The organism is Massilia sp. CFBP9026 (genome assembly GCF_034045165.1).
Taxonomy (GTDB): Bacteria; Pseudomonadota; Gammaproteobacteria; order Burkholderiales; family Burkholderiaceae_D; genus Telluria; species Telluria arenae.
Map to the genome: position 1 here is coordinate 456,098 of NZ_JAXCWH010000003.1, position 19,995 is coordinate 476,092.

Consider the following 19,995-nt stretch of genomic DNA (forward strand, 5'->3'; position numbering starts at 1 on the left):
TTGGCGCCTGCGCTGATATTCTGCTTTCCTGAGTGCATTTTTAGATGATTCTACAAGGCAATAACGTGCAGGAGGGTAACATGAGTATTGGCGGTATCGGCGGCATCGACAGCAGCCGCATCCAGGCCATGATGGAGCAGCTCAAGGCGGCGGCCACCAAGCCGGAGTCGGCGGGGCCGGTTGCGCCTGGTGGCCTTGGCAGTGCCAGCGCGGTGGGCGGCAAGTCTGCGGTCAAGCTGGACTTCGCGGAGGCATTGCACAATTCCTTGCAGGGCGTGAGCGACCGCTCGGCCGAGGCGCAGGCGCTCAGCAAGCGCTTTACCATGGGCGACGACACGGTCAGCCTGTCGGACACCATGGTCGCGATGCAGAAATCGAGCATCGCCTTCCAGGCGACGGTGCAGGTGCGCAACAAACTGGTGTCGGCCTATCACGACATCATGAATATGCAGGTGTAAGGTCGTTGGGGGCCTATCGTTTTCCTGGTTCGGGGAGCGCCGAGGCGCGACGCCTGGCGTGCCCCTGCGACCAATCGGGTGTCGTGAAATCGACACGCCCCCACGAATATGTCAGGCCGGCGACGCCAGCTTCAGGCCGACGATGCCCGCCGCGATCAGGCCGATGCAGGCCAGGCGCGCCGGATTGGCGGATTCGCCGAACAGGACGATGCCGACCAGGGCAGTGCCAACCGCGCCGATGCCGGTCCAGATCGCATATGCCGTACCCAGCGGCAGCGTCTTCATGGCCTGGGACAGCAGGCCGAAGCTGACCGCCATCGCCGCCACCGTGCCGACCGTCGGCCACAGGCGGGTGAAACCTTCCGTGTACTTCAAGCCGACGGCCCAGCACACCTCGAACAAACCGGCCAGAAACAAGACCAACCACACCATGATGCTCTCCTTGGATGAATACGGCAGACCTTGCCGTTGATAATGAGCACATCTTATGTGAATCGAGATGATGGAAAAAGTCAGCAGCTATCAGTATGATTGATAGATGGCCTTCGATCTCGACCAATTGCGCATCGTGCTCGCCGCCGTCGACCACGGCTCCTTCTCCGCCGCCGCACGCGCACTGGGACGCGTGCCGTCCGCCGTCAGCATGGCCATCGCCAACCTGGAAGCCGAACTCGGCCTGGAACTGTTCGATCGCAGCGGCCGCGAACCGCGTCCCACCGCACACGCGCTGGCCCTGCTGCCGCAGGCGCGCCTGCTGGTCGAGCAGTTGCGGCTGCTGAACCAGCACGCGCTGTCGCTGAGCCAGGACCTCGAACCTTCGCTGACCCTGGTGCTGGTGCCCGAGCTGATGGCCGCCGCACCCTGGCATGATGCGTTGCGCGCGCTGTCCGATGCGTTCCCCTTGCTGGAAGTGAACGTCCTGAGCGCGGCGCAAGCCGATGCGCTGGCGATGTTGCAGGATGGCCGCGCCGACCTGGCGCTGGTGTTCGAGCGCTATGGCATGGACCCGCGCGAGGGTTTCCAGGAAGTGGCCCACGAAACCCTGGTGGCGGTGCTGGCGCCCGATCACCCCTTGCTGGCGCGGGTGCCGGCCGGCGCGATCCGCGACCAGCACCTGCTGGGCGAGCGCCAGATCGTGATGGCCGGCCGCCACGCCGACCAGGTCGACAAGCGCATTGCCATGTCGCGCCTGCAGTGGAAGACCGACAACCCGGTCGCGGCGCTCAGCCTCGTCACCGCCGGCCTCGGCTGGGCCTGGCTGCCCGCCGGCTTCGTGCGTGCACCGCTGGCGGATGGTCAGCTGGTGCAAATCCCTTCGGCCAATTTCACCAACATCATGAAGCTGTTCGTCGACGTGGTATGGGCCAACAACCGTCCGCAAGGATTGGCGGCGCGGCGCTTCGTGGCCTTGTTGAACGAGCGCCGCATCCATTCGGCCTGAGGCCAGGGCAGGCCGCAAGGCTGGCCGGACGCAGTGCGGGCCATAAGAAGCATAGCGTTTGCATCTTTACGGAAATCGCATTACACTTGGTTAACTGCTGAGCACAAGCCTCGGTAGACAGACGAAGGAAGCGATCATGAACATCGATAAATTCAAGCACCAGCATCTCGACATCCTCGAAGGCATCGACCGCCTGCGCGCCAGCAGCCAGCAGGGCGTGGCCGAGCACGCGGAAGAGATCGCCGCGCAGATCCTGGCGATGAGCGGCGTGGTGCGGCTGCACCTGGCAGTCGAGAACGACACGTTGTATCCGGCGCTGGCGAAAGGCGACCTGCGCCTGGCGCGCATGAGCCAGTCTTACCAGAACGAGATGGGTGACATCGCCGCCGACTACCTGGCGTTCGCCGGGCGCTGGAACCTGGCCAGCCGGCTGGTCAAGGCGCCGGAACAGTTCAGGCAAGAGGCGAATCGGGTGCTGCGCAAGTTGTACCAGCGCATCCGGCGCGAAGACCGGGAATTCTATCCGGCGATCGAGGCCGGGGCGGTTGCTGCCTGACGGTTCAGGCGGCCTTGCGCCGGTGCACCGTGACCGGTACTTCGCGCGGACGCGGCTCGGGCAGCAGGGAAGCGAGGGTATGGCGGTCGAGTTCGGCCAGATAGGCGGCGGTGGCATTGCCCAGCACGCTCTTCAGGCCGCAAGCCTTGACCAGGCCGCAGGGCGTGCCGTTGGGGTCGAAGCACTCGGCCATGTAGAAGTCGCTCTCGCTCATGCGCACGATGGCGCCGACGTTGATGTCCTTCGGTTCGTGTGCCAAGCGGAAACCACCGTTGCGACCGCGAATGGTTTCGATGGTGCCGTTGCGCGCGAGTTCATTCACCACCTTCATGAGGTGGTTTTTAGAAATGCTGTGCAGGTCAGCGATCTCCTGGATCGTCACCAGGCGACCGGGGTTGCTGCCCAGGTGCAGCAGCGTGCGCAACGTGTAATCGGTGAAGGAGGTCAGACGCATGATCGCCCAAGTATAACGCATTCGACCCGACGCCGACCGGGGACCTGCCGGCGCAATTTTTACATGTATTAACTTGCCGGACTTAACTTGTCGTTCCAATATGAACGAACGGGTAGCGAGCCCGACGCAGCTAAATCAGGAGTACACCATGCCTACCATTCCATCCGCCGTTCATATCATCCACAACGATCCGGTGATGACCGCCGGCCTGCACGCCATCCTCGCCGACCGCCCCGAATGGCGCGTCAGCACCCACCTGAGCCAGCCCGAGGCGCGGCAAGTGGCGCGGGTGCTGGTCGCCGACTACGACACGGGCCTCGCGCTGGCGCGCCAGCCCGAGCACGCGGGGCTGCGCCGACCCAGTGTCCTGATCGTCACCCAGCTCGACAAGGAATGGGAAGTGCGCCTCGCGATGGACGCGGGCGTGCATGGTTACGTGCTGCAGTCGTGCAGCCAGGACGAGCTGCTCAAGGCGGTCACGTCGCTGGCCCAGGGCCAGCGCTACCTGAGCGAATCGGTGACGCGCAGCGTGGCCGATAGCCTCAGCCGCGAGAACCTGACCGGCCGCGAGACCGATGTGCTGCAACTGCTGGCCGAAGGCTGCTGCAACAAGTCGATCGCGCGCAAGCTGGGCATCGGCGTCGGCACCGTCAAGACCCATGTGAAGGGCGTGATGAGCAAGCTCGACGCCACCGCGCGCACCCATGCGGTGGTGGTCGCCACCCAGCGCGGCCTGATCCGTCCCGGCAGCGGCATCCGCAGCGCGTATAACTGAGCCGCAGCACGTCATCGGGTAGCCCGCAGCCCAAGCACGTCATTCCCGCGCAGGCGGGAATCCAAGGCTTCCGAGCAGTGGCAAGCGCCAAATTATGTGGTCAAGCATGCATACTTGGATTCCCGCCTGCGCGGGAATGACGTGCTGAGGCTGCGGGCCACTGAGTGGCCGCTACGACTTTTCCGGCGGATCCGCAAAATGTCGGGCATTGACGATGCACCAGGCGATGCCCAGCGCCAGCGCCAGGCCGACCAGCGCGCTGCCGGTCACGGTCTGGTCGTCGAGCAGGTAGGCGTTGCACAGGCGCTGCGGCAGTTCACGGTACAGCATGCCGGCGATCGCCATCATGGCGCAGATATTGGCGACGTAAAACAGCTGGACCACCACATGGGCCCGGCGCAGGGCGCCCGGCAGGGCGGCGCCGAGCAGCAGCATGCTAACGAATTTGGCGCCGGCCGCGAGCGGCTCGAACAGCGCCTGTTCCAGCGCGCGCGGAATCATCCAGTAGGTGGTGATGAAGGCCGTCGCGGTGAAGGTCGCCAGGCCCTGGAAGTCCCAGCGCGCCAGGCCCGGCGGCAGGCGCAGCCAGGGCCGCAGCAGCGCGCCGCACAGCACCAGCAGCGGCAGCTGCACCAGCATATGGCACAGCATCGATGCTTCCAGCGGCGCGCGGGTGGCCAGCAGCACCCCCAGCAGCGCGGGGCCGCTCCAGCGCATCAGGCGCGTCATCGCCTACGTCCTTTCCGCGGCGCGCGCCAGCGCGTCGTCGAGCGCGGCGTCGGGCTCGGTATAGTCGAGGATGCGCACCAGGCGACCGTCGCGGCCGACCACGTGGAAGGCCGCATTGTGTTCGAACTCGCCCAGCGGCGCCGGCACCACGATCACGCCGAAGGCGTCGAGCAGGCGGCGCCGTTCGGCATCGTTCGTTATTCCGTACAGGCGCCACACGTCCGGATCGCTCTTCATCATGCGGCCGTACTGGGTCAGCGCGCGCGCATCGTCGCGCGGGTCGAAGCTGATCGTCACCAGGCGCACCTTGTCCGCCGCGCCGCGCGCGCGGATCTGCTCCTGCATCTGCTGCAGCTCGGTGCCCACCACGCGGCAGATCGACTGGCAGCGCGCATAGATGAAGGTGACCAGGGTGATGCGGCCGTCGCGCGCCAGCTCGTCGGCGAGCAGGCGCGCCGCGCCGTCGGCGCCGCCCAGGGTCGCCGGCGGCAAGCGCAGCGGACGTTCGGCCACCTCGATGCGGCGCGCGGCCTCGGTCGAGATCGCGCGAAAGCCGCTGCTGCCGTAGTACAGGGCGGCGCTGCCGGCCAGGGAGATGGCCAGCACGGCAAGGAGGGTGGCGCGGCTACCGGCGTTATTTGAATGAGGCGAGTTCATCGTCGCCCTTCCATGGCGCCGTGCGATCGGCGCTGGCGCTGCGCGCCTCGGCGACCAGTTTCGCATCGACCGCATCGGCGCGGTTGCCGAACTGGCTGCGGATATGGGTCAGAAGGGCCGCCATCTCGGCGTCCTCCAGCTTGTCCTTGAACGGCGGCATCGTGCCGTTGTAGGCCGCGCCTTTCACCGTCAGGGTGCCGGAGACGCCGTGCAGCACGATCTGCGCCAGGCGCTTCGGATCGCCCGTCACCCATTCCGATTCCGCCAGCGGCGGGAACACGCCGGCCAGGCCCAGGCCGCTGGCCTGGTGGCAGGCCACGCACTGGGCGTTGTAGATCTGGGCGCCGTCTACCTTGGCGCCCGGCGCCGGCCCTTGCAGGGTAGCCAGGGTACGGTGGTCGCCGAAGGCGGCGTCGTCGTTGCTCTGGGTGACGTAGATATAGCCGATGCCCCAGGCCACCAGGCCGATCACCACCGCCATCAGCGGCTTCGGAAACGGGCGCTCGCCTTCGGTCGGATCGGGGTTCTCGCGGCGCTGCGCGCGCTCGTGCTCACGCTCTTGATCATTCATCTGCTCACTCATTTGCGTTCCCTCTGCGTGCCGATGGTCTCGACCGCCGGATAGGTATGATCGAGGCCCACCAGGTAGGCCACCAGGTCGAGCGCCTCCTGGCGCGCCACCACCACCTTGCCGGCCGGCGTATAGCCGCGCGGCAGCGTCACCACGCGGTCGCCTTCGTCCGCCTTGTCCTTGACCTCGAACAGGTAGGGATAGGCCGGCATGATCGAGCCGGCGACGTAGGCGCGCGGCTGGTACATATGGCCCAGGTGCCAGTCGACGCTGGGCTGGCGCGCGCCGATGTTGAACAGGTCGGGGCCGGTGCGCATGGTGCCCAGCAGGTGCGGCTTGTCGTAGTGGTAGTCGGCCGCCACCGAGGCGCGGCCCCAGCCGCGCTTGTCGTCCGGCGCCTGGATCGGGTCGCGCGGCTGCTGCGAGTGGCAATAGATGCAGCCGTTGGCGATGTACACCTGGCGTCCGCGCAGCTCGGCCGAGGAATAGGGCTTCAGGCCCGGCGGCGGTTCGCCGTCCTTGAGCTGCATGTGCGGCACCACGACCAGCGCCGATGTCGCCAGCGCCAGCGTCACCATCGCGCCGCCCAGCAGTTTGAGTTCGTCTTGCATGATCTTCCTTTCAGGCGGCCGTTGCGACCGGGGTGGCCCTCAGCGGTTCGTTCAGCAGCGCCGCGCCGTCGCGCGCCACGCCGCGGCGGGTCGCCATCAGCACGAAGTGGATCGCGAACACCAGGTGGCCGAGGGCCATGATGGCGCCGCCCACCGAGCGGCTCTTGAGCCAGGGGATGGTCACGTTGACCGAATCCATGAACGGCTTCGCCGCGTCCAGCATGGCCAAGCCCTGCAGCCAGCCGCCGATCGAAAGGCCGACGAAATAGATGCCGAAACCGACCACCACCAGCCAGAAGTGCAGCGAGATCAGGTTCGGATACGGCCACTCCCAGTCCATCACGCGCGGCATCACGAAGTACACGGCGCCAAACATGACCAGCGTGAAGAAGCCGTACAGGCCGAGGTGGGCGTGGGCGACCGTAAAGTGGGTGAAGTGCGCCACCGTGTTCACGCTGCGCAGCGCCTCGATGGAACCCTGGACGGAACTGAGCGTGTACATCATCCCGCCCAGCACGATGAAGCGCAGCGTGGGCGAATCCCACAGGCGCTTGAAGTGGCCTTTCATGGTCAGGTGCTGGTTGATCGAGAATGCCAGCACCGGCACGATCATCATCACGCTCTGCACGATCGACAGCGTGATCAGCCAGCCCGGCACCGGGCCGCCGATCAGGTGGTGGCCGCCGACCTGGCCGTAGAAGAAGGCCAGCGACCAGAAACCCACCAGCGACAGGTTGTACGACTGGATCGGACGGCCGATGATCTTCGGCAGGAAGTAATACACGCAGGCCAGCGCCATCGGCGTGTAGAACAGGCCCAGCACGTTGTGGCCGAACCACCAGTTCATGGCCGCCTGCTGCACGCCGAAGTGCATCGCCGGCAGGTTACCGACCAGGAACAGGGTGGGGAACCAGAACAGCGCCGCGCCCATGTACCAGACCGATACGTACAGGTGGCGCACGGTGCGCGCCTGCAGCGTGTACACCAGCGGCAGGCCCACCAGGGCGCCGCCGACCACGAACAGGATGTCGACCTGCCACGGGATCTCGAGCCATTCCATGCCGTCGGACAGGCCCACGGCGATGCAGCCCAGGCCCGCGATCAGGCCCGCGTTCCACACCATGGCGCCGGCGATCGCGTAGCGCGCGCCGACCAGCGGCGTCTTGAGCAGGCGTGGCAGCAGCCACATCGCCAATCCCAGCGCCGCCATCGGCGCCCAGCCATAGGCCACCGCGTTCAGGTGGATGGTGCGCATGCGCCCGAAGGTGAGCCAGGCCTGGTTCACCAGCAGGTCGGGCTCGTGCAATTTGATGGAGCTGAGCAGGCCGGCGGCGGTCGCCACCAGCAGCCACACGACGGCGCAGGCCAGGAACAGGAAGGTCACGAGCGAGCTGGAACGGTCGGCCTCGACCCGCGCCTGCAATTCCTCGTTCAACCGCCGCGCCTCGTCCTCGGTCAGGGGCGGCGCGGCATCGTGCGCGGCCTGGGCCGCGGCTTGTCTCGGCGTGGCGGCGGGGTCGTCGCTGCGGCCGATTTCGCCTTCCGAGAAGATGGTGCGGGCCGCGGCGGGGCTGGCCTCGAACAGGCGGTTGCGCAGCGACCAGATGAAGATCGCCAATCCCGTCACCGAGAGGATGAACGAGGACAGCAGGATGGTCATGGTATTCATGGCGGGTCCAGGCGAAAGAAGGTCGGCCCAGGCGCGGGTGCGCAGGCCGTAAAAAGATGCCTCAAAGATACGAAATAGGGCGGGACCGCCGCAATACGCCTTTGGGTAGAGCGGCGCGGGCCGCCCCGTGTACCCTGGATTAAGGGAGAGGCGCGTCCATCGCCTGCGCCACCCGCCGCGCCAGTTCTTCGGCCTGGCCTTCGCTGGCCACGTTGGTGAAGTTCATCAGGAGCGCGCTGCGGGTGGGCGTGCCGGCATGGAAATCGGCCAGCGCCAGCGGCGCCAGGCCGTGCTCGCGCAGGCGCGCGGCGAGCAGGCGGTCAGTGCCCGGCGCGACTTCGGCCACCAGGTGCAGGCCGCCGGCCTGGGGCAGGATCGTGGCGCGCGCGCGGAAGGCCGGGGCCAGTGCGCGCGCCGTGAGCTCGCAACGCTCGGCGTACAGGCGGCGCATGGCCTGGACGTGGCGCACGAAGTGGCCGTCCTGCATGAATTCGCACAGGATGGACTGGGTGAGCGCCGGACAGCCGTTGCTGAGCAGGCTCGCGGCATCCTCGAAGCGCTCGACCAGCTCGGGCGGCACCACCACGTAGGACAGGCGCAGCCCCGGGAACATCACCTTGCTGAAGCTGCCGCTATAGATCACACGGCCGGCGCGGTCCATGCTGGCCAGGGCCGGCAGCGGCCGTCCGCTGTGGCGGAACTCGCCGTCGTAGTCGTCCTCGACGATCCAGGCATCGTGGGCGCCGGCCCAGTCGAGGAGAAGCCGGCGCCGCGCCGGCGGCATGCTGACCGTGAGCGGGCACTGGTGGCCCGGGGTGACCACCGCCATGCGCGCGCCCGGCGCCAGCAGCGCGGCGCGCGCCACGTCCAGGCCATGCTCGTCGACCGGGGCCGGACGCGGCACGTAGCCCAGGCCCGCCAGCAGGTGGCGCGTGGGCGGGAAACCCGGCTCTTCGGTCCACACCATGTCGCCCGGAGACAGCAGGGCGTGTGCAATCAATCCCAGGACCTCGCGGTAGCCTGCGCTGACGAATACTTGGCACGGCGTGCAGTCGATCCCGCGCGAGAGCTTGAGGTAGCTGGCGATGGCGGTGCGCAAAGCGGGCGCGCCGAAGCTCGATTCCTTCAGCAGGTGGCGCGTCTGCAGCGAACGCGCGGTGCGCGCGGCCATGCGCGCCCACACCTTGCGCGGAAAGGCGTCCAGCGCCGGCAATCCCATCTGGAACGGCAGCGGGGCGACGGCGCCGCCGACGTCCAGCGGCAGCGGGCGTGCGCGCGGCGCCACCTTGGCGCGCGCCGGCGGCCGGTGCAGGGGATCGCGGCGCGCGACCACCGAGCCGGCCGCGCCGCGCACTTCCAGGTAGCCCTCGGCCGACAACAGGGCATAGGCGGCGGCCACCGTGCCGCGCGCCAGGCCGAGTTCCTCGGCCAGCACGCGGGTGGCGGGGATGCGGTCGCCCGCCTTGAGCACGCCCGTGTCGACCGCTTCGCGCACGCGGGCGTGGATCTGGCGGTACAGCGGGATGGGGCTGCCGGCGTCGAATGTCAGGTAGTCGCTGACGGACAGGTCTTGCATTGGAAACGTTACCTCCTTGGCAGTAGATTATGCACTTGGACCGGTAGTTACGAAAGAGCGGACTGGGCCAAGAACGGCTTGGCCCAGCCTTAAATCCAGATCTTGGTCCATGGCGTGGGTAGCGTCCCATGCGACTTCGCATCGCCGCCGCGATGGCCCCAGTCATTGGCCCGATCTTGGCTCTTTATCCAGCGCGCATTCGGCGCGACGATGACAGTCCCTCATCCATGATGGAGCAGCCATGCAGATTTCTTCCAGCCTGTCGTCGGCGCTGTCGTCGGCAATGCCCCGTATCGCGAGTGCGAAGCCGTCGGCCAGCCAGGTGCCGTTCGCGATCGCCCAGGCGCGCGCCGACTCGGCGGAAGACAAGCGCCGCCTTGAGGAAAACGCGGCGCGCCATGCCGATGCGATCGCCGGTTTCGCCGCCAAGGGCATGACCATGACCCAGGGCTCGTACACCATGCTGTACAAGCAGGAGGTGGCGAAGTCGATCGATACCGACGGCGACGGCATCATCGGCGTCGACGAACTGGCGACCGGGCTCGGTGGCGACGAAGGCATGGAGCGCGCCAGGCAACTTCACTCGATGCTTGACGTCGATGGCGATGGCCGCCTGGGACTGGAAGAATTCGGCGACAGCGTGCGCGACCCCTTCCGCGATGCGGATTTCCGCCGCCAGCTCGAACAGCGCGGCGCCATGGACCCGGCCGCGATGGGCGCGCTGCACCGGCGCCATGCGGCGCAGTACGACGCCGCGGCGGTGCTTGAGTCGATGGCGCGCGCGCTCGATACCGCGGCATGATCAATGGCGCGGCCACGCCGCGCCTTGCAGGAGAGTGATAGTGAAGACAGGTTGGCGCATCGGACCATGCGTGCTGTTCCCGCGCCGGCGCCGGCTGGAAGCCGGCGGGCGCGAAGTGGCGCTGGGCTCGCGCGCCTTCGACCTGCTGGTGTGCCTGGTACGGGGCGCCGGCGAGGTGGTGGGCAAGGACGAACTGCTGCGCCAGGTGTGGCCGGGCCTGGTGGTGGAAGAAGCGAACGTGCGCGTACACGTCTCGAACCTGCGCAAGGCGCTGGGCGCGGTGGCGCCCGATGCCGGCGCCTGGATCGTCAACGTGCCGCTGCGCGGCTATATGTTCCGCGGTCCGCTCGAGCAGATTTCGGGTTCAGATCAGGCCCAGGGTCAGGGCCTTGAGGGTGGCGGCGGCGCGGGTCGAGCAATCGAGCTTGCGGAAGATGCTCTCGACGTGGGTGCGCACGGTGCTGGGGCTGATGCGCATGGCGCGCGCGGCCTCCTTGTTGCTCTCTCCGAGGCTGATGCGCTGCAAGACCTCGGCTTCGCGCGCCGACAGCGTGGCGCGCACCGGCGCGCCGGCGCTTCCATTCGCGCTGCCTCCACCATTCGCGCCCGCATCTCTCGTTCCATTTACCGTCGCGGTGCGAACGCCCGTCGCCGCGGCCATGACAGCGTCTACCATGACGCGGTCGAAGCGTCCTCCCGTCACCTGGGCCGCGAGCAGGGCGCCGGCCGCCGCCGGCTCATGGGGCGCGCGCCATGGCCGCGGCGAGCGCAGCGCCACCAAGGCGGCGGCCACGCCCAGCAGGCGCTGCGGCGCCCCGAGGGCGCTCGCGTCCAGGCTGCGAAAGTAGCCGCTGCCGTCGAGCCGCTCGTAGACGTGCGAGGCCAGTTGCGCATCCGGCCCCAGGCCGTCGATGCGGCTGCCGGCGCGCGCGGTCCAGTAGGGCACCAGGCGCACGGCTTCCCAGTCGGCGGCGCTCAGTTTGCCGCTGCGTTCCCACACCGTGTTGGTCACCGCCGCGCGCCCGATCCCGTGCAGCAGGGCGGCGCGCGCCAGGCTGCGCTGCTGCGCCTCGGGCAGGCCGGCCAGCTGCGCCGCCTCCTGCGCCAGCAGCGCGACGCGGCGCGAATAGCCGGCCAGCCAGGGCAGCTTCAGTTCAATCATGTCGGACACCAGCGTGAGCGGCACCGACACCGGAAGAAAATCCGCCTGCGACGATGGCGCTTCGTCGGCCTCCAGTTCGTCGAGCCAGGCGCGCGCGTGCGGCGCCACGAGCGCCACCAGGCGCGCCGGATACTTGACGTCGCCCAACTGCGCGATCATCTCCAGCGCGCGGTCAATGCCATGCACGCGCGCCAGGATCTCGAGGTCGCCGCCCAGCGCCGCGTGGTACACCACGGTCGGCACTTCGTCGCCGCGCAGGTGGAACGGAAGGCCGCTGCCGTCGTAGTTCTCCCACACGTGGCGCAAGCCGCTTTCGACCGCGGCCGGCAAGCCCATCATGGCGGCGATGTCGCCCGCGACTTCGCAGTGGACTTCGGCCAGCTCGGTGGTGTCGCGCAGGCGCGCAATCTGCTGGGTATTGAGGGTGCGGCTGACCAGTGCATGGCGCGCGCCGACGTCGTCGCCCATCATCGCGGCGAAGCCGGCGGCGTTGGCGGTACAGCCCGACCAGCGCAGCAGCGCCACCATGCGCGCATGCTCGCAGGCGGCGGCATTGGCGCCGGCCGCCGCGGCCACGCGCGCGGCCAGGCGCGCGGCGCGCTCCGAGCCGTCGATCGGCTGGCCCATGCTCAGGTCGCCGACGATGGCGAGCAGTCCCATCGCCTGGGACAGAGTCGCGGTGTCGTGGCCGTGCAGCCAGGCCGCGGGAAGCGACAGGGAAGAAGAAGGTTCGCGCGCGGCCGTGTCCATCGATCGTCGGTTACATGCCCGGGGCGGGATGCACCGGGATCTGGTTGCGCAGACTCAGGTTGATGACGTTCCAACCGCGAATCGCCGCGATAGTATAGCCAAGTTCGGCGATCTCGTTCTCGCTGAAATGCTCGCGCAGGGCCGGCCACGCGGCGTCGGTGTCGTCGCGGTGCGGCAGCGCGTTGACGGCGTCGGCCCAGGCCAGGGCGGCACGTTCGCGCTCGCTGAAGAACGGCGATTCGCGCCATGCGGCCAGCGAGTTCAGGTGGCGCGGATCGGCGCCCTGCTTGATCAGGTCGCGCCAGTGCATGTCGATGCAGACCCCGCAGCCGTTCACTTGCGAGACGCGCAGCTGCACCAGCTCGAACAGGCGTTCGCCGATCGAGCTCTGGCGGTTGGTCATCGACAGGTTGACCATGGCTTTCAGGTTGGCGGGGGCCAGGGTGAACAGGTTCAGACGTGCGGACATGATGTGTTCCTTTCAGGGTGGCGAGGGCGCACTGTGCGGCCTTCTTGCAGATAAGACGAGCGGGCGCGCGCGGCTGTGACATGCGGCGCGATTTTTTCTCGAAACTCTCCCGAAAGGAGGAGCGCGCCGTCCCGGGCCTGCCGATGCGCGATGCCGGCCTCCCTCCGATTAAAGAGGCATCAAGATTGCACCTTTATGGGCGGCTCGCTACACTGGTCCCGCCAATTTCTGAAAGGGACATCCAATGACGCACGCAAACAAGGGAACCGCTGTGATTACCGGCGCATCGACCGGCATGGGCGCGGTGTATGCCGACCGCCTGGCGCGCCAGGGCTACGACCTGGTGCTGATCGCGCGCGACGAGGAACGCCTGGCGCGGGTGGCGAGCCTGGTGCGCGCCGCCACCGACCGCAAGGTCGAGGTGCTGGCCGCCGACCTGGTCGATCCGCAGGCGCTGCGCCGCGTCGAAGCGCTGCTGCGCGTACGCGCCGACGTCACGCTGCTGGTGAACAACGCGGGCATCGGTTCGGTGGCGCCGCTGCATGGCGACGACGTCGATGCGATGGACCGGATGATCGCGCTGAACGTCACCGCGCTGACCCGCCTGACCTATGCGGTGGCGCCGGGCATGGCGGCGCGCGGCGCCGGCGCCATCGTCAACGTGTCGTCGATCGTCGCGGTCGCGACCGAGATGATGAATGGCGTGTATGGCGCCAGCAAATCCTATGTGCTGGCGTTCACCCAGGCGCTGCAGCACGAGTTCGGGGCCAAGGGGCTGCGCGTGCAGGCGGTGCTGCCGGGCGTGACCGCCACCGGTTTCTGGGACACGCTGGGCCATCCCCTGGAGCGCTTGCCGGCCGGGGTCATCATGAGCGTGGACGACCTGGTCGACGCCGCGCTGGCGGGCCTGGCGCAGGGCGAGCAGGTCACCATTCCGGGCCTGCACGATGGAGAGAAGTGGGCCGCCTTCGATACGGCGCGGCGCGAGCTGGCCGGGATGTTCGGCAATATCGCGCCGGCGCCACGCTACGGCGTGCCGGCGCGGCGGGCCGCCTGAAGGTTCAGGCCAAGCCCGCCAGTTTGGCGTTGCGCTCGCGTTCGAGCTTGGTGATGTAGCGCTGCACGGCCGCCAGGCCGCCGCGCGAGATGTCGACGAACTGGCAGCCCAGGCGGCGGCTGGTCTTGTGGTTCAGCAGGGTGAGGTCGAGCGAGTTGCGGATCTCGAGCGAGGTCGCGATCGGACCGATCTCGGGCAGCTCGATGCGGCAGCCTTCGATCACGCGGCCGATGCCCGCGCCTAGCTGGAGCTTGTTGTCGAGCAGGGCGATGCCGCCGACGCTGATGTCGTGCAGCGGGAACACGCCCATGCCGCCGCCGGCGTCGATCGGCACCGGAATCAATGCGCGCACCGGATTGCTGACTGGCGTCGGCATGCGGTAGTACTCGCGCCGCTGCAGGCGGATCAGAGTGGGCGGGATGTCGGCGCGCAGCGCGGGCTCGCCGCGCCAGGTGGTGGCGGCCAGGCCATCGGCGCCGAACAGGATGCGGATCTTGTCGAGCGTGGTTTCGCACTTGACGCGGCCGGTGGCCACGATGCGCTCGTTCTGGGCGCGGTCGACCGAGCGGTCGAGCACCACGGTGCCGCTGTCTTCGTCCACCGCCAGGATCGAGGTCACGCAGACGTCGGCCTCGCCCTTGATCAGCATGCGAATCAGCTGGTTCTTTTCTCCGATCTGGCGCAGCAGCGCCACGATCTCGCGGCGCGATCCGACTTCGTAGTCGTGCCAGTCTTCCAGTTCTGCTTCAATCATTGCTTGCATCTGTCCTTGCCGCTAATTCCGTTGGGAGGTGGGGCGTCGGATCGGGCGCGGGAGGCAAGAGCTCACCATGTTGTCGAGCCGACTCTATATGATATAGCCATGCCAACAGTTCCGCAATTGCCCGATACAGGGCCGGCGGAATCTCGCGGTCGAGATCGACCTGCATCAGCAGCGACACCAGCTCCTTCGATTCGTGCACGAACACCCCGGCGTCCTGGGCGCGCTGGATGATCTGCTCGGCCACCATGCCGGAACCCTTGGCCACCACCGTCGGGGCGCGCTCGCCGGCGCCATAGGCCAGCGCCACGGCGTTCTGGCGCCGCTTGCCGGCCGATTCAGTCATCGCCTACATCCTTCGAATCAGGCTTGCCGGCGCGCGCGCGCGCGTCGAAGCCGGCCAGCGGTGTGCCCACCGCATCGAGGGCGCTCGCCAGTTCCGGCATGTGCTCGCGCAGCAGGCCGGCGGTGGCGTCGTCGGCCGCCGCGAACTGCACCTGCAAGGCGCCGTTCACCATGCGCAGCTGCGCCTCGAGTTCGCCCAGCTGCGGAAAGCGCAGGCGCAGGCGCGAGTGCCAGATCGCCTGCTCGCCCTCGCCATCCTTGCCGCCATGGGCCTCGCGCTGCACGTCCCATTCCATCGGCTGGCCCGGCCACAGCTGGCCCTTCCAGGCCAGCTGCGATTGTTCCTGGGCCGCCAGCTGCATGCTGATGAACTGGGCGGTGGCCGGATCTTGCGGATTGGGGCGCACGCCGCCCTGGGCGGCCTGCTGCTGCGGCTCGCCGGCCAGTTCGGACAGCGGGAGGGCGCCGCGCGCCCATTCCGCCACATGCGATTCGTAGAACAGGCCGCTCTTGCCGAAGGCCTGCTGCAGGCCTGCGGCCAGCGCCGCCGGATCGGCCCCGGGGGCGCCCACCAGCGGCGCGCGGCCGACAATGCTCGACAGCTGGCTGTCGGCCTTCTGGGCCGCGGCCAGCACGCCGGCCAGGGCCTGGGCGGTGGGACTCAAGGTGGTGTTCTTCGCTTCGGTGCCGCCGGCGAAGGCCTGCGCGGCCATCGCGCCGCTGGAAGCCAGCAGGGCGCTGGCGCGGCCAACGGCGGCGCCTTCGCGGTACGACAGCGGCGCATGCGCGCCATCGGCATCCTCTTGCGGCGCGGGGCCGGCTTCGGCGAAGGCGGTGGTCGTTTGCGAGCCGACCTGGAAGGTGGGCCGCGGATGCAGGCCGACCAGGGTCATCGGCACGTCGGCGCCGACCTGGGCGCCGGGCGGCAGCTGCATGCGGGCCTGGGTGTCGGCGAATTTGACGACGAAGGTACCATCTAGCAGGCGGGCCTGGACCGCGCCGTGGATTGCCTTGCCCAGCAACGGCGCCATTTCGCGCGCAAAGGCTTGCTGGCGCGGATCGGCGGCCTGCTCGGCCGCCCGCGCCGGGGTGACAGGCGCGACGCTGCCGACGAGTTCACGCGGCAGCATCGGGCCCTCCCATTATCAGACGCCGTAGGCGCGCACGACGCGGCGTTCGGTCGAGGTGCTCTTCATCAGCGACGACAGGTGGGCCATCCATGGCATGGTGAGGTCGCGGATCTGGCGGTCGAAGTCGAGCATGCGGCGGATCGCGTTGACCTTGCGCAGGCGCTCCGGGCCGCCCAGCGGCGCGCCGCCTTCATTCGCTTTCAGGCGGTTGGCATGGCGTGCGCATTCCTGCTCCAGCTCGGCCAGGCGATCCCACTCATTGGCGCTGGCTGCATCCAGCATGCGCTCGGTGATGCCGACCATGGTTTCGTAGGTGGTCACGACTTCCTGTCCGCTCATCGTCATCGTCATCATTTCCTCAAACGCTCATCAGGGTAGGGGCTTTCTGGATCGCCGGCGGCATCGGCTCGGGCGCTTCCTGCTGCTCGCCGATCTGGACCCAGGCGCCGCGCAGGTCGGCCATCAGGCCGTGGACTTCTTCGACGATCGCCGCGTCGTTCTTGATGTTCGCTTCCAGCAGGCGACGGCTCATGTAGTCATACAGCGAGTCGAGGTTGGCGGCGATCTCGCCACCGGCCTTCTTGTCGAGCGAGGCGCGCAGGCCGTTGTCGATGATGGTGATGGCCTTCGAGATCGAGGCGCCCTTGATGGCGATGTTCGACGACTTGATGCCGTTGATGGCGCTGAGCAGGGCGACGATCACGCCGTCGTACAGCATCACCACCAGCTTGTGCGGCGAGGCGGCGGCGACGCCGGTTTCCAGGCCAACCGTGGCATAGGCGCCGACACCGCGTTTTGGGGTTCCAAACATGTGATTCTCCAGTAATGCTTAATTAACCCCAGTTGGACGACAGGGTCGCCAGCTGCTGGGTGAGATAGTTAGAAGTGTTCTGCATCGAGCTCATCATGGCGTCGAGCGCGACGAACTGCGCGCGGTAGCGCTTTTCGATGCTTTCCAGGCGCGTCTCGAAGCGTTCGCGCTGCGAGGCGATCGACTTGATCGAGACGCTCAGGCCATCGGTCTTGGTTTGCAGCAGGCTGTCCTTGCCGACGAAGCCCGCGGCCAGGTTGGTCAGCTGGTGGGCGAAACCCTGCGAGAAGGTGACGCTGCCGCGGTCGCCGATCACGCCACCGGTGACCGACACCTGGATGCCTTCGGCCGGCGAGCCGGCCGCCGCGGTCAGCGACTGGCCGTTGCCGGTGGCGGCGACGCCGCCGATGGTGCCTTCCACGTCCGTGCCCTTGGTCGGCGCGGCGCCACCGAAGATGCTGTCGACCGGGCTGCCGCTGACGGCGGCAATCGAGATGTTCGACAGTTCGCCGTACTTGCTCGACGACAGCTTCAGGCGGCCATCGTCGCCCACCTCGGACTCGACCGTGTCACCGGCGCCGGCGAAGACGGAGTTGCCGTTGATCGCGGAGCGGATCAGGGCGGCCAGGTCGTCGTTGCTGTAGGTGCCGGCCTGGAGCTTGATCTCCTGGGTCTTGGTTTCGGTGACCGGGTCGGTCTGGTTCAGCGTGACGCTCCAGACCGTGTTCGGTGCAATCGTGGTCGAACCGCTCAGCGCGGCGCTGCTGGTCAGGTTGCCGCGGGTCGCCAGGTTGGTGATATTGATCGCGTAGGTGCCGGCCTTGGTGGCGGCGCTCGACTGGCCGAACTTGATCATGTTGTCGGTGGTCGAACCCATCGCGGCGAACAGGCCGCCGAAGTCGGCCGCATTGTCCGTGATCGCCTTGTTGAGCTTGGTCGAATTGACTTGCAGGCTGCCATCTTTCTGGAAGCCGATGCCGATCTGGCTCAGCGAGGTCAGCTTGCCGCCAGTGCCTTCCATGACCGTGCTGATCTGCTTGCGCAGCTGGCTCTGGATCGCGCGCACGCTGGCGTCGCCCTGCAAGACCGCGCCTTTCTGGGTCTCGGTGTTATAAGCGGTCAGGCCGTTGATCGTCTTGTTGAGTTCATTGTAGGCCTTGACGAATTCGTTCACCGAGCTGGTGATGGCCGCGGTGTCCTTCGACACCGTCAGCGTCGAGCTGCCGACGGCCGACACATCCAGGGTCACGCCCTGGATGGCCCCCGAGACCGAGTTGCTGTCGCTCTTGATCTCGATGCCGTTCATGTTCAGCTTGGTGCTCTGGGCGCCGGCGGTCTGGGTCATGCCCTGCGTGCCGGCCGGGTCGTAGCCGAGCATGGCGGCGATGGCCGGATCGCCTGCTTCGCCGTCCTCGCCGCCGACGGTAATCTTCATGGTCGTCGCTTCGCCGGTCTTGTTCGAGGTCAGCACCAGGTGGTAGGGCTTGGCGCTGCCGTCGGACACGATGGTGGCCGTCACGCCCATATCGCCCTTGTTGATGGCGTCGCGGATGCCTTGCAGCGACTGGTCGCCGGTGCCGAGGGTGATCGTCTTGCTGTTGATGGCGCCGTTCAGCGAAAAGCCCGCGCCCATATGGGTGCCGACGCTGCCGGCGGTGAAGCCGGCGGCGGCCGGGTTGGTGCCACCGACAGTGATCTGGTTACCGTCGTTCGAGCTCAGGGTGACGCCGGCGGTCGCCGTCACGGTCGAACCGGTATTGGCCGCGGTAGCGGCCAGGCCGATGCCGCCGCGCACGGTACCGGTCACGGTCTCGGTCACGTCGATGGAGGAGCCGTCGGACGCGCTGAACTGCAGCGTGCCGTCGGCGGCGCTGCCGCTGACGGTGATATTGGCTGCCGCCAGTGCATTGCGGGTGCTGGCGCTGGCCAGCGCGGTGTCGAGGCCGGCGCCGGTAAGGGGCGCGCTGCCGGGCGTCAGGTTGGTCAGCTGCACGCCGCCGACCGACAGGGCATAGCTGGAACCGGGGTCCACGCTGACCTGGCCGAAGTTGTTGAACAGGCCGGCGCTGGTGCTGGCGGCGCCGGCCGTGGCGACCACGCCGGTCTTGTCGGACTGCGCATTGATCGCCTCGGCCAGGGCGCGCGCGCTGCGCGTGGTCGGGCCGGTGCCGATCGCGACGCCGTTCAGGCTCAGCGAACCGTTGCCGATGCCGCTCGATGCAGCGGCCAGGCTCAGCGCATTGCCGGTGGTGCCGAAGGTGCCGCCGCTCGCGGTGCCGAACTGGAAGGTCAGGGTGGTCGGCGCGCTGCCGCCGATGGTCGAGGTCGTGCTGGCGTAGCCATTGCTTTTGAGGCTCTGGGCCTGCGCCAGCTGGGTGACGTTGATCTTGTACTTGCCCGCGACGGCGTCGGCGCCGGCAGTGGCGGAAAAGACGTCCTTGTTGCTGGCGCTGGCGCTCAGGCCCAGGAAGGTGGCGGGAGTGTTCAGCTTGGTCAGGGCGGACTGGAAGGTGCCGACCGCGGCGCTGACCTGACTGTACGCGGCGCTGCGCGACTGCAGCGCGAGCGTTTTCTTGTCGTAGTTGGCCAGCGGTGCAGCCTCTTGCTGCATCAGCTGTGAAACCAGGCCATTGATGTCGAGTGCCACTTGTATCTCCCGTGAAAGCGATAATGTAAGTGATTATCGGCAGAAACAATCGGTACTTAAGAGCGGTAAATGTGGCTTTATTTTGATTTTGCGAAACAGTTACGATGCCGCTCAGGCTAGAACCATATAAAAAGCGCCACGTCCTCGCGGAGGTGGCGCTTTTTCACCCGATAGTGACTCAGGCGGTTTGCCGGATCAGCAATCCCTGCATCTTGTCGATTGCCTTGGCCATTTCCAGTGCTTCCTTGCTCGGCATCTGACGCACCACTTCCCTGGTGCTCTGGTCGATGATCTTGACAACGATTTCCTGGCTGTCCTCGTCGATCTCGAACTCCAGGGACTGGGCCGAGGGCGGCATCGCCTCATTGAGCTTCTTGACGGCTGCCGACACTTCGTCCTTGCCGGGCAGCGCATCGGGCGCATCCGGCGTATCCGGACGCACCTGGCGCGCGTTGACCGTGCCCGTCGCAGTGGCCGCAGCCGAACGTTCCTCGGGCTTGGCGATGCTGGGCGTACCAATTGACTGGATCTGCATGTCGCACTCCCTAATGAAAATTCCCCGGCC

23 protein-coding genes and 1 pseudogene are annotated in these 19,995 nt (G+C 67.6%); 7 read left to right on the forward strand and 17 right to left on the reverse strand.

What is annotated here, in order from left to right; all coding sequences use genetic code 11:
* Nucleotides 1–80 precede the first annotated feature (80 nt).
* The gene (gene fliE, locus SOM28_RS10415; protein ID WP_320468053.1) at nt 81–458 is read left to right on the forward strand and encodes a flagellar hook-basal body complex protein FliE; all 378 of its coding nucleotides are present in this window, start codon (nt 81–83) and stop codon (nt 456–458) included.
* Nucleotides 459–569: 111 nt separating this feature from the next.
* On the opposite strand, the gene sugE is transcribed toward fliE, so the two are convergent.
* A complete protein-coding gene (sugE, locus tag SOM28_RS10420; RefSeq protein WP_320468054.1) occupies nt 570–890 on the reverse strand; it encodes a quaternary ammonium compound efflux SMR transporter SugE in 321 nt (106 codons plus the stop codon).
* A 106-nt stretch (nt 891–996) separates the two neighbouring features.
* Here sugE and SOM28_RS10425 point away from each other — a divergent pair, with 106 nt between their 5' ends.
* Entirely contained in the window at nt 997–1,899 is a 903-nt protein-coding gene (locus SOM28_RS10425) for a LysR family transcriptional regulator (RefSeq protein WP_320468055.1), read from the forward strand.
* A 136-nt stretch (nt 1,900–2,035) separates the two neighbouring features.
* Nucleotides 2,036–2,455 (forward strand): hemerythrin domain-containing protein, encoded by a 420-nt coding sequence (locus SOM28_RS10430; RefSeq protein ID WP_320468056.1) that lies wholly within the window; start codon nt 2,036–2,038, stop codon nt 2,453–2,455.
* Between the two features lie 4 nt (nt 2,456–2,459).
* Here SOM28_RS10430 and SOM28_RS10435 read toward each other — a convergent pair whose 3' ends face one another.
* On the reverse strand, nt 2,460–2,909 hold the full coding sequence (locus tag SOM28_RS10435; RefSeq protein WP_147934394.1) for an RrF2 family transcriptional regulator: 450 nt from the start codon (nt 2,907–2,909) through the stop codon (nt 2,460–2,462).
* Nucleotides 2,910–3,057: 148 nt separating this feature from the next.
* On the opposite strand from SOM28_RS10435, the gene SOM28_RS10440 reads away from it, so the two are divergent.
* Nucleotides 3,058–3,684 carry a response regulator transcription factor gene (locus tag SOM28_RS10440; protein WP_123070717.1) on the forward strand — a complete coding sequence of 209 codons (627 nt, stop codon included), beginning with the start codon at nt 3,058–3,060 and terminating at the stop codon, nt 3,682–3,684.
* Nucleotides 3,685–3,855: 171 nt separating this feature from the next.
* Here SOM28_RS10440 and SOM28_RS10445 read toward each other — a convergent pair whose 3' ends face one another.
* The 6 genes from SOM28_RS10445 to pdxR all read right to left on the reverse strand — a co-directional run bounded on the left by SOM28_RS10445 (nt 3,856) and on the right by pdxR (nt 9,497).
* Complete coding sequence (locus SOM28_RS10445) at nt 3,856–4,413, reverse strand: hypothetical protein (RefSeq protein WP_123069741.1); 558 nt, start codon at nt 4,411–4,413, stop codon at nt 3,856–3,858.
* Nucleotides 4,414–4,416: 3 nt separating this feature from the next.
* The gene (locus tag SOM28_RS10450) at nt 4,417–5,070 is read right to left on the reverse strand and encodes an SCO family protein (protein ID WP_320468057.1); all 654 of its coding nucleotides are present in this window, start codon (nt 5,068–5,070) and stop codon (nt 4,417–4,419) included.
* A complete protein-coding gene (locus SOM28_RS10455) occupies nt 5,048–5,641 on the reverse strand; it encodes a c-type cytochrome (protein ID WP_320468058.1) in 594 nt (197 codons plus the stop codon). The genes SOM28_RS10450 and SOM28_RS10455 overlap by 23 nt, the downstream gene beginning before the upstream one ends.
* A gap of 8 nt (nt 5,642–5,649) precedes the next feature.
* Complete coding sequence (locus SOM28_RS10460) at nt 5,650–6,252, reverse strand: cbb3-type cytochrome c oxidase subunit II (protein WP_123069744.1); 603 nt, start codon at nt 6,250–6,252, stop codon at nt 5,650–5,652.
* Between the two features lie 10 nt (nt 6,253–6,262).
* Nucleotides 6,263–7,921: a cbb3-type cytochrome c oxidase subunit I gene (locus SOM28_RS10465; protein WP_320468059.1), complete on the reverse strand. Its 1,659-nt coding sequence runs from the start codon at nt 7,919–7,921 to the stop codon at nt 6,263–6,265.
* A gap of 139 nt (nt 7,922–8,060) precedes the next feature.
* Nucleotides 8,061–9,497 carry a MocR-like pyridoxine biosynthesis transcription factor PdxR gene (gene pdxR / locus SOM28_RS10470; RefSeq protein WP_320468060.1) on the reverse strand — a complete coding sequence of 479 codons (1,437 nt, stop codon included), beginning with the start codon at nt 9,495–9,497 and terminating at the stop codon, nt 8,061–8,063.
* A gap of 241 nt (nt 9,498–9,738) precedes the next feature.
* On the opposite strand from pdxR, the gene SOM28_RS10475 reads away from it, so the two are divergent.
* Together SOM28_RS10475 and SOM28_RS10480 are read left to right on the forward strand one after the other, a co-directional pair.
* The gene (locus SOM28_RS10475; protein WP_320468061.1) at nt 9,739–10,299 is read left to right on the forward strand and encodes an EF-hand domain-containing protein; all 561 of its coding nucleotides are present in this window, start codon (nt 9,739–9,741) and stop codon (nt 10,297–10,299) included.
* A pseudogene (locus SOM28_RS10480) lies at nt 10,232–10,624 on the forward strand (winged helix-turn-helix domain-containing protein); the annotation flags it as partial. The gene SOM28_RS10475 and the pseudogene SOM28_RS10480, both read left to right, overlap by 68 nt.
* A gap of 39 nt (nt 10,625–10,663) precedes the next feature.
* Here SOM28_RS10480 and SOM28_RS10485 read toward each other — a convergent pair.
* Both SOM28_RS10485 and SOM28_RS10490 read right to left on the reverse strand, forming a co-directional pair.
* Complete coding sequence (locus SOM28_RS10485) at nt 10,664–12,211, reverse strand: HD domain-containing phosphohydrolase (protein WP_320468062.1); 1,548 nt, start codon at nt 12,209–12,211, stop codon at nt 10,664–10,666.
* A 10-nt stretch (nt 12,212–12,221) separates the two neighbouring features.
* Entirely contained in the window at nt 12,222–12,680 is a 459-nt protein-coding gene (locus SOM28_RS10490; protein ID WP_320468063.1) for a carboxymuconolactone decarboxylase family protein, read from the reverse strand.
* A gap of 244 nt (nt 12,681–12,924) precedes the next feature.
* On the opposite strand from SOM28_RS10490, the gene SOM28_RS10495 reads away from it, so the two are divergent.
* On the forward strand, nt 12,925–13,737 hold the full coding sequence (locus tag SOM28_RS10495; RefSeq protein WP_123069750.1) for an SDR family NAD(P)-dependent oxidoreductase: 813 nt from the start codon (nt 12,925–12,927) through the stop codon (nt 13,735–13,737).
* Nucleotides 13,738–13,741: 4 nt separating this feature from the next.
* Here SOM28_RS10495 and SOM28_RS10500 read toward each other — a convergent pair whose 3' ends face one another.
* The 7 genes from SOM28_RS10500 to SOM28_RS10530 form a co-directional block, all read right to left on the reverse strand.
* Nucleotides 13,742–14,491 (reverse strand): flagellar brake protein, encoded by a 750-nt coding sequence (locus SOM28_RS10500; RefSeq protein ID WP_123069751.1) that lies wholly within the window; start codon nt 14,489–14,491, stop codon nt 13,742–13,744.
* The gene (locus SOM28_RS10505; RefSeq protein WP_123069765.1) at nt 14,484–14,843 is read right to left on the reverse strand and encodes an EscU/YscU/HrcU family type III secretion system export apparatus switch protein; all 360 of its coding nucleotides are present in this window, start codon (nt 14,841–14,843) and stop codon (nt 14,484–14,486) included. Before SOM28_RS10505 ends, SOM28_RS10500 begins: the two co-directional genes overlap by 8 nt.
* Entirely contained in the window at nt 14,836–15,972 is a 1,137-nt protein-coding gene (gene fliK / locus SOM28_RS10510) for a flagellar hook-length control protein FliK (RefSeq protein ID WP_320468064.1), read from the reverse strand. Before fliK ends, SOM28_RS10505 begins: the two co-directional genes overlap by 8 nt.
* A 15-nt stretch (nt 15,973–15,987) precedes the next feature.
* The gene (locus SOM28_RS10515) at nt 15,988–16,317 is read right to left on the reverse strand and encodes a flagellar protein FliT (protein WP_123069766.1); all 330 of its coding nucleotides are present in this window, start codon (nt 16,315–16,317) and stop codon (nt 15,988–15,990) included.
* Nucleotides 16,318–16,330: 13 nt separating this feature from the next.
* Nucleotides 16,331–16,783, reverse strand: a complete 453-nt coding sequence (fliS, locus tag SOM28_RS10520; protein WP_123069753.1) for a flagellar export chaperone FliS — start codon at nt 16,781–16,783, stop codon at nt 16,331–16,333.
* A 22-nt stretch (nt 16,784–16,805) separates the two neighbouring features.
* Complete coding sequence (gene fliD, locus SOM28_RS10525; RefSeq protein ID WP_320468065.1) at nt 16,806–19,430, reverse strand: flagellar filament capping protein FliD; 2,625 nt, start codon at nt 19,428–19,430, stop codon at nt 16,806–16,808.
* Nucleotides 19,431–19,608: 178 nt separating this feature from the next.
* The gene (locus SOM28_RS10530; protein WP_320468066.1) at nt 19,609–19,965 is read right to left on the reverse strand and encodes a flagellar protein FlaG; all 357 of its coding nucleotides are present in this window, start codon (nt 19,963–19,965) and stop codon (nt 19,609–19,611) included.
* Between the last annotated feature and the right edge of the window lie 30 nt (nt 19,966–19,995).

Excerpts from the sequence above, each read along its gene's own strand:
- SOM28_RS10435 (WP_147934394.1), bottom strand. The coding sequence starts at position 2,909 with ATGCGTCTGACCTCCTTCACCGATTACACGTTGCGCACGCTGCTGCAC.
- pdxR (WP_320468060.1), bottom strand. The coding sequence starts at position 9,497 with ATGCAAGACCTGTCCGTCAGCGACTACCTGACATTCGACGCCGGCAGC.
- SOM28_RS10485 (WP_320468062.1), bottom strand. The coding sequence starts at position 12,211 with ATGGACACGGCCGCGCGCGAACCTTCTTCTTCCCTGTCGCTTCCCGCG.
- SOM28_RS10430 (WP_320468056.1), top strand. The coding sequence starts at position 2,036 with ATGAACATCGATAAATTCAAGCACCAGCATCTCGACATCCTCGAAGGC.
- SOM28_RS10530 (WP_320468066.1), bottom strand. The coding sequence starts at position 19,965 with ATGCAGATCCAGTCAATTGGTACGCCCAGCATCGCCAAGCCCGAGGAA.
- fliS (WP_123069753.1), bottom strand. The coding sequence starts at position 16,783 with ATGTTTGGAACCCCAAAACGCGGTGTCGGCGCCTATGCCACGGTTGGC.
- SOM28_RS10440 (WP_123070717.1), top strand. The coding sequence starts at position 3,058 with ATGCCTACCATTCCATCCGCCGTTCATATCATCCACAACGATCCGGTG.
- fliE (WP_320468053.1), top strand. The coding sequence starts at position 81 with ATGAGTATTGGCGGTATCGGCGGCATCGACAGCAGCCGCATCCAGGCC.
- SOM28_RS10515 (WP_123069766.1), bottom strand. The coding sequence starts at position 16,317 with ATGACGATGAGCGGACAGGAAGTCGTGACCACCTACGAAACCATGGTC.
- SOM28_RS10465 (WP_320468059.1), bottom strand. The coding sequence starts at position 7,921 with ATGAATACCATGACCATCCTGCTGTCCTCGTTCATCCTCTCGGTGACG.
- SOM28_RS10450 (WP_320468057.1), bottom strand. The coding sequence starts at position 5,070 with ATGAACTCGCCTCATTCAAATAACGCCGGTAGCCGCGCCACCCTCCTT.
- SOM28_RS10460 (WP_123069744.1), bottom strand. The coding sequence starts at position 6,252 with ATGCAAGACGAACTCAAACTGCTGGGCGGCGCGATGGTGACGCTGGCG.
- SOM28_RS10445 (WP_123069741.1), bottom strand. The coding sequence starts at position 4,413 with ATGACGCGCCTGATGCGCTGGAGCGGCCCCGCGCTGCTGGGGGTGCTG.
- SOM28_RS10475 (WP_320468061.1), top strand. The coding sequence starts at position 9,739 with ATGCAGATTTCTTCCAGCCTGTCGTCGGCGCTGTCGTCGGCAATGCCC.
- SOM28_RS10490 (WP_320468063.1), bottom strand. The coding sequence starts at position 12,680 with ATGTCCGCACGTCTGAACCTGTTCACCCTGGCCCCCGCCAACCTGAAA.
- sugE (WP_320468054.1), bottom strand. The coding sequence starts at position 890 with ATGGTGTGGTTGGTCTTGTTTCTGGCCGGTTTGTTCGAGGTGTGCTGG.
- SOM28_RS10425 (WP_320468055.1), top strand. The coding sequence starts at position 997 with ATGGCCTTCGATCTCGACCAATTGCGCATCGTGCTCGCCGCCGTCGAC.
- fliK (WP_320468064.1), bottom strand. The coding sequence starts at position 15,972 with ATGCTGCCGCGTGAACTCGTCGGCAGCGTCGCGCCTGTCACCCCGGCG.
- SOM28_RS10505 (WP_123069765.1), bottom strand. The coding sequence starts at position 14,843 with ATGACTGAATCGGCCGGCAAGCGGCGCCAGAACGCCGTGGCGCTGGCC.
- SOM28_RS10455 (WP_320468058.1), bottom strand. The coding sequence starts at position 5,641 with ATGAATGATCAAGAGCGTGAGCACGAGCGCGCGCAGCGCCGCGAGAAC.
- SOM28_RS10495 (WP_123069750.1), top strand. The coding sequence starts at position 12,925 with ATGACGCACGCAAACAAGGGAACCGCTGTGATTACCGGCGCATCGACC.
- SOM28_RS10500 (WP_123069751.1), bottom strand. The coding sequence starts at position 14,491 with ATGATTGAAGCAGAACTGGAAGACTGGCACGACTACGAAGTCGGATCG.